This window comes from uncultured Tenacibaculum sp., from assembly GCF_947502995.1.
Classification (GTDB): Bacteria; Bacteroidota; Bacteroidia; order Flavobacteriales; family Flavobacteriaceae; genus Polaribacter.
Map to the genome: position 1 here is coordinate 100,761 of NZ_CANNBW010000018.1, position 14,697 is coordinate 115,457.

A 14,697-nucleotide genomic window follows, 5' to 3' on the forward strand; every position below is an offset into this window, starting at 1 on the left:
AATTATTGATTGATATTATAAGTAAGTACTATAGATTTATTCTCTGTTAATTCTTCTGATTCTAGAGTTAAACCTTTAGAGTCAGCATCATTTTTTAATTTCTTATATACCAATTCTTGAATAACATTACCATACTCCGTTTCTATTTGCGATACTAATTCTTGAGCTTTTTCTTTATTTGCTCCAATAAAAAACATATCAATAGCTTTACGATTAGGATTAAATACACACTCTATTTGTACATCATCAATTTCCGACAAAACGTGGTTTTTAACATTCAATCTCGCATTATTTGATAAATTATTTAATGCAGATTTAACAATGTTTATCTTTCTAAAAATAGAGGGATAAATTACAGTGTTATTTATAGTTGAAGTTTTGGTTTCAAGATTTGATAACAATTGTTCAGCAACAGCTCCTACAGCGATACTACCAACAGATACTCCTGCTGCTCCTAAAAGAGCACTTGCTCCTCCGATTACGACTACTACACTCATTATAAATACTTTTTCTTTTTAAAAATCTATTGTTCTACCTCCTCTTCGTGGCTGACTATTTGGAGTTGGTTTAAAATCATCAAAACCATCTTCATGAACAACTACTGCTTCTTCTATAAATTCATTGTCATTTATCGTTGTTGCTGATACAGCTCTAACATTTGCCCATTGTCGAATTGCCTCAATATTTTCTGCTTGAGTTACCTTTAAAGGAACTGTATTATTAATAGATTTTTCAAAATCTTGAAAGGTTAGTTTTCTTCGTTGATCGAAAGCTTCGAATAATGCAGAAATTACTACTTGTTCAATTTCAGCTCCAGTAAAACCTTCTGTTTTTTCTACAAGAATATCAAGATATTCCTGCTCGCTAAAATCAGCTTCTAAAACTTCTTTATTCTTTAATTTTTTACGCAAATGCACTTTAAAAACTGCTGCTCTTTCAACTTTAGTTGGTAAATCAACAAAGAAGATTTCATCAAAACGTCCTTTTCGCATTAATTCAGGAGGCAATAAATCAATTTTATTAGCTGTTGCAACAACAAAAACAAATTTTTGCTTTTCCTGCATCCAACTTAAGAAAGTTCCAAAAATACGAGTTGAAGTACCGCTATCTCCAGAAGAACCAATTCCTGTGAATCCTTTTTCAATCTCATCAATCCATAGTACACAAGGCGCAATTGCTTCTGCAGTTTGAATTACCTTTCTCATATTAGCTTCACTACTTCCAACAATTCCACCAAAAACACTTCCAACATCAAACTTTAATAAAGGTAAGTTCCATTCGGAACTTAATGATTTTGCTATTAACGATTTTCCGCAACCTGGAACTCCAGTAATTAATACTCCTTTGGGCGAAGGAAGATTATATTGTTTTGCTACACTCCCCCAAGAATTAGACCTTTTATATATCCAATTTTTAATATTATTTAAACCTCCAACACTTTTCATATCTATTTTTGGAGATAAAAATTCAAGAATACCAGATCTTTTTATTAGTTGTTTTTTTTCTTCTTTTATTGCTTCAATATCACTTAGACTTAAAGTACCGTCTCTCGTGATAGCTAAAGCCAATGCATTTTCAGCTTCGTGTAAAGTTAGTCCTGATGCAGCATCACTTAATTTTTTTAAGTCTTCATTATCAACTCGAAGCTTTAATTTTTTATTATCCTTATTTGTATCAATGATATTCTTGTAAACTTTCTGAATTTCCTCATTATTTGGTAATTCAAAATCCATCAAACAAATTTGTTTTGACAGATCATCTGGAACAAAAATATCATGTCCGATAATGATAATTGTTTTGGAATATTCTGACATTTTAAGTTGATAAACCAAATCTTTAATTTTTCTAATTAGGATTTGATTTGGATGATTTTCACAACATCTCTTTAAATCAAAATACAAATCTTTTAAAATGAAAACCGCATCATCTTTATAGTTTTCAATATATTCTAATACACTTATAGAATTCTTTAAATCTGATTTTACGACTTTTCCATTCTTTTCAATTCCTTTGGTAACACTCCATTGAAAAACTTCTTTTCTAAATTTAAAATGATCTTTTTCATTAACCATTTGATCAATTAATTCAATAAGCCTTTCTTCTTCCCAAGTAGTAATATATAGTATTGGGAATCGAGCTTTAATATGATTCGCTAAAGATTGTTCAAACTGGAGGTATTGTGATTTCATTGCATTTTTTTGTTGATTCTGCTATAAAACTACTTAATAAGAATTTATTTTAAAAGGAATATCAATATCTTTTTCAAACCATTTCTTTCGTAAGAATTGAAAACGGATAACGACATAAAACTTGTAAATAAAATATTACTTCATGAAAAGATCTAAACTGAAAATACCTAATAGTAAAGGACAAATTTTAAATGCTTTTTTAGAATTACCAGCAAATCAAAAACCTGATTTCTTTGCCATTTTTGCTCATTGTTTTACATGTACTAGCTCTTTAAGTGCAGTAAAAAATATCAGTAGAACACTTACAAATTATGGTTTTGGAGTTGTTCGTTTCGATTTTACAGGTTTAGGTAAAAGTGAAGGTGAATTTCATGAAAGCCATTTTTCAGCAAATGTTGCCGATCTTATTGCGGTAAGTGAATATATGAACACTAATTTCGAAGCTCCTTCTTTATTAGTTGGGCACTCTCTTGGTGGTGCGGCTGTACTTACTGCAGCAGCAGAATTAACTTCAGTAAAAGCTATAGCAACAATTGGCGCACCAGCAGATGTAGAACATGTAACGCATTTATTCTCTCACGGAATTCACGAAGTAGAACAAAAAGGAGAGGTAAATGTGAATATTGGAGGAAGACCTTTTAAAATTAATAAAGAGTTTGTTGATAATTTCACGAAAACAGATTTACCAAGTATTGTAAAAAAATTAAGAAAACCAATTTTAATTCTTCATTCACCAATAGATACTGTTGTAGGTATTAAAAATGCTGAGAAAATATACCATAACGCACATCATCCAAAAAGTTTTGTAACGTTAGACAATGCAGATCATTTGTTAACCAACCCAGAAGATAGTAAATATGCAGGTAATGTTATTGGAGCTTGGGTACAACGTTATTTCCCTAAAAAAGTAAAAGTAAACTTAAACTCAGCTCAAGAACAAGCTGTTGGCCATTTGAATTTAATTGAAGATAATTTTACAACAAAAATTCAAACTAGTAACCACAGTTTAATTGCAGATGAACCTGCTAGTGTTGGTGGAGACGATTTTGGTCCTTCTCCTTTCGATTATCTTAATGCTGCTTTAATTGCTTGTACTACGATGACACTTAAAATGTACGCAAATAGAAAACAGTGGGATTTACAAGAGGTATTTGTGTATGTTACTCGTGTAAAAAAATCTAGTGAAGAATTAGGAATAACTTCAGAAGGAATCAACAGGCATGATCATTTTACTAAAAAAATAAAACTGGTTGGTGATTTAGATGAAAAACAAAGAGCTCGTTTATTAGAAATCGCTGCAAAATGTCCGGTTCATAAAACTTTAGAAAACAAAGCATATTTTGAATCTAGTTTAATAGATTAAAGAAGTATCTTTATGTATTATTTCAATAAAAATCTATGATTTTTAATATTAACAATACATTTAGCGATTCGCTTCCAGCAGATAAAACTTTAGAAAACACAAGAAGGCAAGTTGTTGATGCTTGCTTTTCTTATGTTACACCTAAAAAAACAGTAAAACCAGAACTTTTACACGTTTCTGAAACTTTACTTGAACATTTAGGTTTGACTAAAGAAGACACAACATCGGATGAGTTTTTGTCGATTTTTACTGGAAATAAAGTTTTAGAAAATACACATCCGTATGCCATGTGTTATGGTGGACATCAATTCGGGAATTGGGCTGGACAATTAGGTGATGGTAGAGCGATTAACCTTTTTGAAATTGATCATAATAATGAACATTGGGCATTGCAATTAAAAGGTGCTGGTGAAACTCCATATTCTAGAACGGCAGATGGATTGGCTGTACTTCGTTCTTCTATTCGTGAACATTTGTGTAGCGAAGCTATGCATCATTTAGGCGTTCCAACTACGCGATCTTTATCGTTGAGTTTAACAGGGGATCAAGTGTTACGTGATGTAATGTATAATGGAAATCCGGCTTACGAAAAAGGTGCTGTAGTGTCTAGAGTTGCACCTAGTTTTATCCGTTTTGGCAATTTTGAAATTTTAGCAGCTCGTCAGAATCATGAAACACTACAATTACTTACAGATTATACCATCAAACATTTCTATCCTGAAATTACTTCAGAAGGAAAACAAAAATATCTTGATTTTCTAACTGCAATTAGAGATCGAACTATTGAAATGGTAGTCCACTGGCAACGAGTTGGTTTTGTGCATGGTGTAATGAATACTGATAACATGTCTATTTTAGGATTAACTATTGATTATGGTCCGTATGGCTGGTTAGAAGATTTTGATTATGAGTGGACTCCAAATACTACTGATGCACAACATCGACGTTACAAATTTGGTAATCAACCCTACATTTGTATGTGGAATTTATTCAAATTGGCAAATGCGTTATATCCTTTGATTAATGAAGTAGAACCGCTTGAAGAAGTTCTAGATACTTTTGAAGGGTTGTATATTGAGCAATATTCTAAAATGATGATGCAAAAACTTGGTCTTTCTATCAATGGAGATTATGTTGAACTTATTTCATCTTTAGAAAAAGCTTTACAACTTATAGAAACAGATTATACTATCTTCTTTAGAAATTTAGCTTCAATTTCAAAAAGTGATTCAACTGCTAAAGCTATCGAAAAAATAACATATGCATTTTATAACGAAGAAGCTTTACAAGGAGAGGTTTTATCGCAGTGGAATGATTGGATGAATAGTTACATTGAAGCATTGCAAAATGAAACTATTGAAGATGATGAAAGAAAAACTAAAATGAATTCAGTTAATCCAAAATATGTACTAAGAAATTACATGGCACAATTAGCTATCGATGATGCTGATAAAGGAAATTATGAATTAATTGACGAATTATATCAAATGCTAAAGAAACCTTACGAAGATCAACCTGAATATGAAAAATGGTTTGCTAAGCGACCAGATTGGGCTCGACATAAAATAGGTTGTTCTATGCTATCATGTAGTTCTTAATTGAAGAATTTCAATATAAATAATATACTAAAAAGTCTCTTATAACATAATTTAAGAGACTTTTCTTTATTCTAAGAGAAAAATAAACACATACTGTTTCCCTTATAACACAAGGGTTTCATGATATATTCAGAATTAATATTAGAAAAAAATCTATCAAAAATTTTATTTAGTTAGGAATCCTTACTATATTTGTATCATAATTAAAATAGAAACAAATTTAAAATCAATACATATTATTATGAGTAAATCAATTTTTTACCACGCAGGTTGTCCAGTTTGTATAAGTGCAGAACATGATATCGTTAATTTAATTGGATCAGATAATGTAGAAATCGTTCACATTGGTGAAGATCGAAACAGAATTGCTGAAGCTGAATCAGTAGGAGTTAAATCAGTACCTGCTTTGGTAACTCCAAATGGTAATGCTTTACATATCAACTTCGGTGCTTCTATGGAAGATGTAAAAGGATAATCTTTTTTTAAATCAATATAGTTAGGATTCCTACCTAAAAAAAGAATCCTAACTATTAAAATAAATAATATGAAAACTAATATTAAACAATTAACTATACTATTATTACTTTCAATAACAGTTGCTTTTTCTCAGCAAAAGGAATATGAAGATGATAACTTTAGTATTAAAAACGTACAGGTTACAAATAAAACAGACTTAGGAGTAACAGTTTGGGAAATTGAAGTAAAAGGTTTCGCAGGTAAAACTGTTCCTAAAAAAACGGGGCAATTGGATGGAGCACCAGTTTTAGGTTATGTATTCCCTACATCTTTACAATCAACTGATGTTGGTTTTAATGAAACCTCAGGTATTGTTGCACTCGCTTTAACTTCTCATCCTGATTTTGATGATACTCCTTTGTGGGATGAAAATAATGATCAGAAATACGACAATGATGGAATTATATGGCATCCACATTAGGTTGTATTACATAAAGATGATAAAGTTTCAGGTGGGCTTTCAGTAAAACAATTTAAAAAAGCAGATAAAACAATAGTATTGCCACCTACAAATCCAGGAATGCCAATGTATATGGATTCTCCAGGTTTTCCAGTAACTACAGAAAAACATACTATAAAAGTTGTTGTTCCGAATTATAGAATGAATAATAAATCTGATTTTAATTACGATGGAGTAACTGCATTTATGAAAGTTAATACCAGTAACAGTAATTTACCGATGCTTGGTGTATATCATGTATTTAGTGTAGCTAGTGGAAATTTATCATTACCCTATAAAGTAAAAATTCAATAATATGAAAGTATCAGTTTGGGACACCTATGTAAACAGAGAAGATGGCAAATTAATGCATTTCGATATTTTAGTACCAGATCATATTACAGATTCAAATACAGTATTTGACTTTGGTAAAACGTATCTAAAAAGTAAAACCTTTAAAACATTACAATTAACGGCTAAAGAATGTCGCCTTTGCCACATTGAACAAGCTACTGAAGAGGTAGTTTCTGTGATTCAAAAAAACGGATTTGCAATTATAGAAATGGAAAACTGCAATTAATTTAATTAGGATTACTAACTTTGCCTGTCTACTAAATTCAGACAGGCTTTTTTTATGAACGAAAGTACTTTTAACCCTGAACAACAAGAAAAAGATATTTCTAGCAAAATAGTTGCTGGTTTAGAACGTGTTTCGGAAGTTTTTAAAAAACTGCTTTGGGAAAAAGCAAAACTTATAGGTTTAAGTCCCATTCAAATACAAATTCTAATTTTTATTACTTTTCATAAACGAGATTTATGTAATGTAAGTCATCTTGCCAAAGAATTTAATGTTACAAAACCTACTATAAGTGATGCCATTCGTGTATTACATAAAAAAGAGTTGATTATAAAAGATTATTCTTCTTCAGATAATAGAAGTTATACGATCATTTTATCAGAAAAAGGAAAAGAGATTGTAAATGAAACTCAAGGATTTTCAAATCCTTTAAAAAATCAAGTAGACAATTTCGAACAACAAGAAAAAGAAAGTTTATTTGAAACTTTAAGTACTTTAATTCATAAACTAAACAAAAACGGAATTCTTTCAGTACAAAGAACTTGTTACGGGTGTAAATATTATCAAAAAAACGATACTTCTCATTTTTGCAATTTATTAAACACACAACTCCAAACTACAGAAATCAGACTTGACTGTCCTGATTTTGAAATAAAAAACTAGTCAATAAGAAATTTGTACACATCATTCAGTAAAATGTATACTTTTTACAAAGGCTTTAAAAGTAATTTTGTGATGTAATTAAAAGTATTACATCATGAACAAAATTATAACACTTATACTTATCATCTATTCTACAAGTCTCATAGGGCAAAAAAACTGGAAAATTCAAACTTCTAAAAAAAGGTGAAATCACAATAAAATGTGAAATTACTTACAATTTAGGTTTTGAATACCCTCAACATTTCAGTAAGATATTCAAGAAGAAAACGGGCTACTCACCTGTTCAATATCGATCTGTAAACTAATTTGTATTTTTGTTTAGATTAACTCAACTACTATGAAGAAATTCTTTCTTTTAGCTATAATTTCTGTGTGCATTTATGGATGTGCTAGTTATAAAGCTCAGTATAGTTCTAAAAACTACACACCTCAACAAACAACAACTAAAAAACCTAATCATACTTTCTATTTAATTGGTGACGCAGGTAATGTAGCTAAAGAAGGTGATCAACTTACTTCTTTAAACTTCTTTGAAAAAGAACTTATAAATGCAACAGAGAATAGTACTGCATTGTTCTTAGGAGATAATGTATATCCTGTTGGAATTTACCCTAAAAAACATCAGGATTATAAACTTTCTAAATATCGTTTAGAGATTCAAACAGCAGTTGCAAAGAAAAATAAAGGTAGAAGTATTTTTATACCTGGTAATCATGATTGGTATAATGGTGTAGACGGATTAAAAAGACAAGAAAAACTAGTTGAAAAAGCATTAGGTAATGATTCGTTTTTACCTGAAAACGGTTGTGGATTAGATAAGGTTGATATTAATGAGAATTTAACTCTAATTACTATTGACAGTAAATGGTTTATCATGAATTGGGATGAAGAGCCTAAAATAAATGACAATTGTGATATTAAAACTAGAGAACGTTTTATTGAAGAATTATGGAGTTTATTTAAAAAGAATAGGTACAAAAATGTAGTAGTAGCTATGCACCATCCAATGTATTCTAATGGTCCGCACGGAGGAAGTTTTTCTGTAAAAGATCATATGAGTCCGGCTCCTATTTTAGGAACATTTAAAAATATGTTACGTTCTCATGCAGGTATTCAAACTGATAACTTTCATAAACAGTATAGCGATTTTGTTCGTCAAATAGAAACTATTGCTAACGACTTTAAAAATAACATTGTTTTTGTTGGAGGGCACGAACATAATTTACAATACATAGAAAACAACGGTTTTAAACAAATTGTAAGTGGAGCAGGATCTAAAAAATCTCCTGCTTTAGTTGGCTATGGTGCCGAATTCACTTATGGTAATTATGGTTATGCTAAATTAAACTTCTATGATGATGGTTCTGCAATCGTTGAGTATTACTCTGCAAATGATGAGGATAAGAACAAATTATTATTCAGCAAACAAATTATAGCTCCTATCCTAAGAGAAACAAATTTTGATTTTTCTGAATTTGAACAACATAAAAAAGAAATTACAACTACTTTATATAGTAAAGATGCAGTAGATGTTTCTGGTTTTCATAAATTCATGTGGGGTGATTTAAACCGTGAAAAATATGGTAAAGAAATTACTGTTCCCGTTTTAGAATTGGATAACGTTTTTGGAGGTTTAAAACCAATTCGTCGTGGTGGTGGAAACCAAACAAATTCCTTACGACTAGAAAATGCTGATGGAAAACAATATGTGCTTCGATCTATGTATAAAGATGGAAGTAGAATTATGGGAGGTGTTTTAAAAGGTACTTTTTTAGTAGATGTTGTTCAAGATATTTTTACTATGTCGCATCCGTATGCTGCTTTTGTAATTCCTGATATGGCTGAAGCTGCTGGTATTTATCATACAAACCCTAAATTATATTACATGCCTAAACAACCTGCTTTAGGAATGTATAACGATGTTTTTGGTGGTGGTTTATATTTATTAGAGGAAAGACCCGCTGGAAATCGTGAAGATGTTGCTTCGTTTGGTAACTCTAAAAAGATTATTAGTACTTATGATGTACTAGAGAAAATCAGAAAAAACGGAAAACATACCATTGATCAAAGCTTTACAGTGCGTTCTAGGTTGTTCGATATGGTAATTGGAGATTGGGATCGTCATGAAGATCAATGGCGTTTTGCTTCATTTAAAACAGAAGATGATAAAACCTACTACAGACCAATTCCTAGAGATCGTGATCAACCGTTTTCTCGATTTGATGGAGTTTTAATTCCGCTTTTAAAATTAAACACTCCGTTAATTAAGAACATGCAAACTATGGATTACGATATTAAAGATATGAAGTGGTATAACAACTATCCTCGTTTCTTTGATGCAGAATTCTTAAATCAATTAACTTTAGAAGATTGGTTAAAAGAGGTAAAATATATTCAACGTAACTTAACTGATGAAGTTATTGAAAACTCAATAAAACAATTCCCTAAGAATGTATACGACATTGATGGAGAAGAATTAATTGCTAAAATTAAATCTAGAAGAGACAAATTAGAATCTTTCGCAAGAAAATATTATGCAAAACAAGCTAAGAAAGTTCAAATAGTTGGTACAGATAAAGATGATATTTTCATTATTAAGCGTTTAAACAACAATGAAACTAGTGTTGAAATCTTAAGAAAACAAAATAAATTTTTTAGTAGAGTTTTTAAAACTAGTGAAACTGAAGAAATTCAACTTTATGGATTAAATGGAAAAGATCAATTCTTTATTTCTGGTGATGTTCAAGAAGGAATTTTATTACGTTTAATTGGAGGACATAACAACGATCTTTACGAAGATAACTCTTCTGTTGAAGGTAATAGTAAAATGACAAAAGTTTACGATTATATTTCTAAAAAAAATACAGTAAATGGAAAAGAAGTTGACGATTTAAGAGAAGATAACTACTTCAAAAACACTTATAACCATAGAGATATAGAAAATAACACAACACTTGTTTTTCCAAGTTTAGGTGCCAACCCAGATGATGGTTTCTTCTTTGGAGTAAATGTTACGCATACTCGTTATGGTTTTAAGAAAAGACCATTTGATAACCAACATAATTTAACAGCAAATTATTACTCAAGTACTAATGGTTTCGATATCAATTATACCGGTGAGTTTACAGAATTTATTGGAAATTGGAGTTTAGAATTAAAAGCTCGTGCTACAAGTAGTAATTATTCTTTTAACTTCTTTGGTTACGGAAATGAAACAAATTTTGATCAAAGTAGAGATTTAGACTTTTACAGAGTTAAACGAGAAGAATTCTTATTGCTTCCTTCTTTAATCAGAAGATTTAATTGGGGAAGTACTTTTAAAGTTACAGGTACTTTTGAAGCTATTAAAGTAGAAAATACTCCAAATAGAAATATTACAAACTCTCCTAATAGTGCTATTAATATTTTTGATAGAAATTATTTTGCTGGAGGTGAAGTGAACTTTAATCACAATAGAGTTGATAATAATAGTTTCCCTACAAAAGGAATGAACTTTGATGTTACTATGGGAGCTAAAATGAACACAAATAACACAAATAGATATTTCGGATATTTAAAAACTTCACTTGCTATTTATCAGAATTTAGTTCCAAATAGAAGTTTAGTTTATGCTACGGAAGTTGGTAGTCATTTAAATTTTAAAAATAGATTCGAAATATATCACGCAGCAAGTATCGGTGGAAATAGAAACTTAAGAGGATACAACAATCAGCGTTTTACAGGAACTGAGAGTTTTTATCACACCAACGATTTACGTTTACGTTTAGGTAGTTTTAAAGCTTTTATTCCTATGAGAGTTGGAGTTACTGGTGGTTTTGATTATGGTAAAGTTTGGAGCCCTTTTGCTGCACAATCGAATACTTGGAACTCTAGTTACGGAGGTTCTTTCTGGTTAAGTGGATTGGATATGTTTACCGCTAACTTAGCTTTATTTAACGGAGATGATGGTAGCCGTTTTACATTTAGTTTAGGATTTAACTTTTAAAACATGACTCAGGAAATCACAATTATTATTGCTGCTACTTTTGGTTTTTTAGCTATCATTTTAGGAGCTTTTGGAGCACATTTTTTAAAGAAAAAATTAACTACAGATCAACTCACTAGTTTTGAAACTGGAGTAAAATATCAAATGTATCACGCAATTGTATTACTCACATTAGGATTACAGTTTAATGAAAAATACGCCAATAGTTTACTTTTATTTACTATTGGTGTACTATTATTTTCTTTCAGTATTTATGGTTTAGTATTGTCTGATGCTTTTGGAAAGAAAATGAAGTTTTTAGGTCCTATTACTCCATTAGGCGGACTTTGTTTGGCTGCTGGTTGGTTGCTGTTAGGTGTATCTATTCTCTAAAATCTACCTACAAATAGGTATAAGATTCGTCACTTTAAGGCTTTATTTTTATCCCAACCAAAATAAAAGTCAATGAGAACCTTTATAAAATTAATTCTATTTTTATCTTACATCGCTACGTATTCTCAATCTAAAAGAGAAATATTTAATAAGCGCTTAGACTCTATAACTTCAAATTATAAAGGTGCACATCATGGCAAAACTATTATTCAAAGTAAACTTTTAAACGAAAGGCTAACCAACGCTTTTAACTATGTTATTTTCAATAATTCAGATTTAGTTGATAATGCTTCTGCTTTTGGTGTTTCTTTAAACGACGAGAAAACTAGAGTTTCTGTAAATACTAATTTTCATTTATGGGGAGAAAGTAAACATCAATTTTTTCTAAAAGCCGGAATTAATGCAAATGGTAGTGGTTCTTTTTTTAACTTGTACTCTAGAGGTGAATGGCAAAGTAATGTTGGTGGAAATTTAGGTCTTATTTGGAAATTTAAAGCTTCTGGCTTAACCAATGAAGGCAAAAACAAACTAAATCATAATAAAGTTCTTAGAAAAATTTTTATTCGAGATAGTATTACTAAAAAAATAACTTCTATTAAGAAGAATGAGTATAAGAATAAACTAGAATTATATCTAAATGCATTAAAAAAAGGAAAAAACGACAGCATCTTAAAACGTTATTTTAAAGATTTAAAAAACCTAGAAAAAATTTTTAAAACAATTGAAAAGTATAAAGGCAACAGAGAAATCACTAATTTAAATTTTAAAGATTACACTGACTCAACAAAAAACAAGAGTAATTACAACAGTATTAATAAACTTCTAGATTTACTTTGGTCTCAAAAAAAAGAGGGAAATAGAGCTTTAAGTGAATTAATTAAAGAAACTGCTTATGTTTATGATAAAAAAAACATAAAAAGTACAGGTTATAATTTCTGGTGGTTAGATGCTAATGTTCGTTTGAATAATAACTCTTTTAATTTTTCTGAAAAAGCGGCGAATATCAATGAAGCTGTGTTAACAGACTTTAATGCTTTAGAAGCAAAGAAAACAGGGATTAACAGATTAAACACAGTTGTTTCTTTAAACTTAAATTGGACTTTAAACAAACGTTATTCTGCTCTTTATACAAAAGCAGGTTTACAATTTAATTTTGGCTCATTTTTAAATAGCAACTTAATTAATGGAACAGCTGAAATTGCTGAAGTTAATACAGATGGTTTGTTTATAATAAAAGATGAAGATGAGCAAGTTCTTGGAAGTTTTGACAACGTAGATGAAACATTACAATACGGAACTTTTAACCTTTATGGAGCCTACTTTTTTGGAGAGAAAAAAGTGTTTGGTTTAAACTTATCTTTAGCGCACAGATACAAGATTAAAACTCCTGCAAATTCATTTTATCAAGATAATTATTCGCTTTTATTTGGTCCTGTATTTAGAAAACCAAAAGACAATAAAACAGGACTTACTTTTGGTATTGATATTGGTTTTGACAATGCTAGATATGATAAAAATGCTTACAAAAACTTTGTGGCTAGAATTAGAGTTGGTATTCCTTTCAATTTATATAAAATGAAGAATTAAATATTGTAGTTTATAAAGCTATAAGCTCGTCAATTTTTTATTGACACTAAAGGAAAGTGTTTTTAGAATTATAGACTAAGAAATTACAAATTCATAAGTTTTCAACTTTTCTAAGGTTGTGTATTGTAAAGCTTTTTGATGTGTAGCTTCTAAAATAATTTTTGGCGCTTTTCCATATTGTTATGCTTCTAACCATCTTGAAATACACAAACACCATTTAGAACCTGGTTTTAAACCTGGAAATTTCCAATGTGGTATTGGAGTAGATAAATCATTTCCTCTTCTTATAGTAAATTCAAGAAATTCTTGTGTTACAACTGCACAAACTACATGTGTTCCATAATCGTGAGCTGCAGTTCTACATAAACCATCTCTAAAATAACCCGTAGCTGGATTATCACAGCAACTTAGTAATGGTTTTCCTAAAACATTTAATTCCATAAATTCCTTTTCCTTTAGTGATTTGTTTTTCTTGAAAGATCAAACTCATATAATTTCCCTCCTTTTCCGTGAGATCTTTCATCGGTGATAAATAATTTTGTGTCATCATCATTAAAATCGATAGCTTCTTTTTGAGACACAAAACCAAGATCAATTTCTTTTAGCTTTCCTTTTAAAAAATTATCGCCATCAAAATCATAAAATAACAAAACTGTATGAGATGTTAATAAAGCAACTTGTTTTCCGTCGTTTGAAATACTTGAAGATGTTATCCAACATTTCATTTTAGAGCAATTTTCGAAACTACCAAGTAACTCTGCCTGGTATTTCCCTTTACTTGCTGGTATTTTATATAAACTCGTTTTTCCATAATCTTTTTTTACTCTACTTTTTGTAAAAATGTACAAACTATCTTTGTAAAAAAGTATACTTTCTGCATCGAAAAAACGCTTTTTCTTTTTAGGTGGAAATTTGGTTTGTTCTGGATATTCAAACTGTATTTTTTCAACTTCAACAGACTTCTTATTCATTACTTCTTCAAAGTTAATTTTCAAAATAGTTAAGTCTTGTCTTATATTCTCATTGTTTCCAAAATCAGCTAAATACAAATTCCCTTTTTCATCTGAAGTAATATCTTCCCAGTCGTTATTTTTTGCATTAATAATAACAGTTCTTTCTATTTTTCCTGATGAATTCACCAAGTAAATTTCATTTTTGTTACCACCATCATTATGCATCCAAAATAAGTTTTTACCATGTATTTTTTCTATTCCAGAAACTTCATCTAACAACTTAGGTAATCTTGCTAGTTTTTTTAATTGACCATGGTTTGAACAAGCAAAACTTAAAAATAATAAGACTAGGTAATAGCTTTTTTTCATAAATTAAAGATGAGTCGTCCTAAAATAGGTTGACAGTTTTAAAAAGTATTATTTAAACCAGAGAAGCTAGCTTCTCTGGTTTTTTG

The 14,697-nt window shown here is 30.0% G+C and carries 14 protein-coding genes and 1 pseudogene; 11 read left to right on the forward strand and 4 right to left on the reverse strand.

Going from position 1 to position 14,697, the window contains the following annotated elements; all coding sequences use genetic code 11:
• Positions 1-2: 2 nt before the first annotated feature.
• Both Q1A46_RS15485 and Q1A46_RS15490 read right to left on the reverse strand, forming a co-directional pair.
• Positions 3-497: a hypothetical protein gene (locus Q1A46_RS15485; RefSeq protein WP_299680722.1), complete on the reverse strand. Its 495-nt coding sequence runs from the start codon at positions 495-497 to the stop codon at positions 3-5.
• 18 nt (positions 498-515) lie between these two features.
• Positions 516-2,189, reverse strand: a complete 1,674-nt coding sequence (locus tag Q1A46_RS15490; RefSeq protein WP_299680725.1) for an AAA family ATPase — start codon at positions 2,187-2,189, stop codon at positions 516-518.
• Between the two features lie 142 nt (positions 2,190-2,331).
• Here Q1A46_RS15490 and Q1A46_RS15495 point away from each other — a divergent pair, with 142 nt between their 5' ends.
• The 11 genes from Q1A46_RS15495 to Q1A46_RS15545 all read left to right on the forward strand — a co-directional run bounded on the left by Q1A46_RS15495 (position 2,332) and on the right by Q1A46_RS15545 (position 13,289).
• On the forward strand, positions 2,332-3,552 hold the full coding sequence (locus tag Q1A46_RS15495; RefSeq protein ID WP_299680728.1) for a bifunctional alpha/beta hydrolase/OsmC family protein: 1,221 nt from the start codon (positions 2,332-2,334) through the stop codon (positions 3,550-3,552).
• A gap of 35 nt (positions 3,553-3,587) precedes the next feature.
• Positions 3,588-5,150, forward strand: coding sequence for a YdiU family protein (locus Q1A46_RS15500; protein ID WP_299680731.1), 1,563 nt, complete (start codon positions 3,588-3,590; stop codon positions 5,148-5,150).
• Positions 5,151-5,391: 241 nt separating this feature from the next.
• Positions 5,392-5,625: a thioredoxin family protein gene (locus tag Q1A46_RS15505; RefSeq protein WP_299680734.1), complete on the forward strand. Its 234-nt coding sequence runs from the start codon at positions 5,392-5,394 to the stop codon at positions 5,623-5,625.
• Between the two features lie 69 nt (positions 5,626-5,694).
• Positions 5,695-6,087, forward strand: a complete 393-nt coding sequence (locus Q1A46_RS15510; protein WP_299680737.1) for a hypothetical protein — start codon at positions 5,695-5,697, stop codon at positions 6,085-6,087.
• Between the two features lie 78 nt (positions 6,088-6,165).
• Positions 6,166-6,420 carry a hypothetical protein gene (locus tag Q1A46_RS15515; protein WP_299680740.1) on the forward strand — a complete coding sequence of 85 codons (255 nt, stop codon included), beginning with the start codon at positions 6,166-6,168 and terminating at the stop codon, positions 6,418-6,420.
• A gap of 1 nt (position 6,421) precedes the next feature.
• Entirely contained in the window at positions 6,422-6,685 is a 264-nt protein-coding gene (locus Q1A46_RS15520) for a DUF2024 family protein (RefSeq protein WP_299680743.1), read from the forward strand.
• Between the two features lie 54 nt (positions 6,686-6,739).
• A complete protein-coding gene (locus Q1A46_RS15525; RefSeq protein WP_299680746.1) occupies positions 6,740-7,345 on the forward strand; it encodes a MarR family winged helix-turn-helix transcriptional regulator in 606 nt (201 codons plus the stop codon).
• 206 nt (positions 7,346-7,551) lie between these two features.
• The gene (locus Q1A46_RS15530) at positions 7,552-7,650 is read left to right on the forward strand and encodes an AraC family transcriptional regulator (protein ID WP_306420535.1); all 99 of its coding nucleotides are present in this window, start codon (positions 7,552-7,554) and stop codon (positions 7,648-7,650) included.
• Positions 7,651-7,682: 32 nt separating this feature from the next.
• Positions 7,683-11,330, forward strand: coding sequence for a metallophosphoesterase (locus tag Q1A46_RS15535; protein ID WP_299680749.1), 3,648 nt, complete (start codon positions 7,683-7,685; stop codon positions 11,328-11,330).
• Positions 11,331-11,333: 3 nt separating this feature from the next.
• Positions 11,334-11,702, forward strand: a complete 369-nt coding sequence (locus Q1A46_RS15540) for a DUF423 domain-containing protein (RefSeq protein WP_299680752.1) — start codon at positions 11,334-11,336, stop codon at positions 11,700-11,702.
• A 72-nt stretch (positions 11,703-11,774) separates the two neighbouring features.
• Positions 11,775-13,289, forward strand: coding sequence for a hypothetical protein (locus tag Q1A46_RS15545; protein WP_299680755.1), 1,515 nt, complete (start codon positions 11,775-11,777; stop codon positions 13,287-13,289).
• A gap of 75 nt (positions 13,290-13,364) precedes the next feature.
• Here the strand turns inward: Q1A46_RS15545 and Q1A46_RS15550 are convergent.
• Positions 13,365-13,730: pseudogene (locus Q1A46_RS15550) on the reverse strand (DUF2237 family protein).
• A 14-nt stretch (positions 13,731-13,744) separates the two neighbouring features.
• Positions 13,745-14,611, reverse strand: coding sequence for a hypothetical protein (locus Q1A46_RS15555; RefSeq protein ID WP_299680758.1), 867 nt, complete (start codon positions 14,609-14,611; stop codon positions 13,745-13,747).
• Positions 14,612-14,697: the final 86 nt, after the last annotated feature.

Coding starts and splice junctions, on each gene's coding strand:
- Q1A46_RS15520 (WP_299680743.1), top strand. CDS start 6,422: ATGAAAGTATCAGTTTGGGACACCTATGTAAACAGAGAAGATGGCAAA.
- Q1A46_RS15490 (WP_299680725.1), bottom strand. CDS start 2,189: ATGAAATCACAATACCTCCAGTTTGAACAATCTTTAGCGAATCATATT.
- Q1A46_RS15485 (WP_299680722.1), bottom strand. CDS start 497: ATGAGTGTAGTAGTCGTAATCGGAGGAGCAAGTGCTCTTTTAGGAGCA.
- Q1A46_RS15525 (WP_299680746.1), top strand. CDS start 6,740: ATGAACGAAAGTACTTTTAACCCTGAACAACAAGAAAAAGATATTTCT.
- Q1A46_RS15555 (WP_299680758.1), bottom strand. CDS start 14,611: ATGAAAAAAAGCTATTACCTAGTCTTATTATTTTTAAGTTTTGCTTGT.
- Q1A46_RS15535 (WP_299680749.1), top strand. CDS start 7,683: ATGAAGAAATTCTTTCTTTTAGCTATAATTTCTGTGTGCATTTATGGA.
- Q1A46_RS15495 (WP_299680728.1), top strand. CDS start 2,332: ATGAAAAGATCTAAACTGAAAATACCTAATAGTAAAGGACAAATTTTA.
- Q1A46_RS15545 (WP_299680755.1), top strand. CDS start 11,775: ATGAGAACCTTTATAAAATTAATTCTATTTTTATCTTACATCGCTACG.
- Q1A46_RS15500 (WP_299680731.1), top strand. CDS start 3,588: ATGATTTTTAATATTAACAATACATTTAGCGATTCGCTTCCAGCAGAT.
- Q1A46_RS15510 (WP_299680737.1), top strand. CDS start 5,695: ATGAAAACTAATATTAAACAATTAACTATACTATTATTACTTTCAATA.
- Q1A46_RS15540 (WP_299680752.1), top strand. CDS start 11,334: ATGACTCAGGAAATCACAATTATTATTGCTGCTACTTTTGGTTTTTTA.
- Q1A46_RS15505 (WP_299680734.1), top strand. CDS start 5,392: ATGAGTAAATCAATTTTTTACCACGCAGGTTGTCCAGTTTGTATAAGT.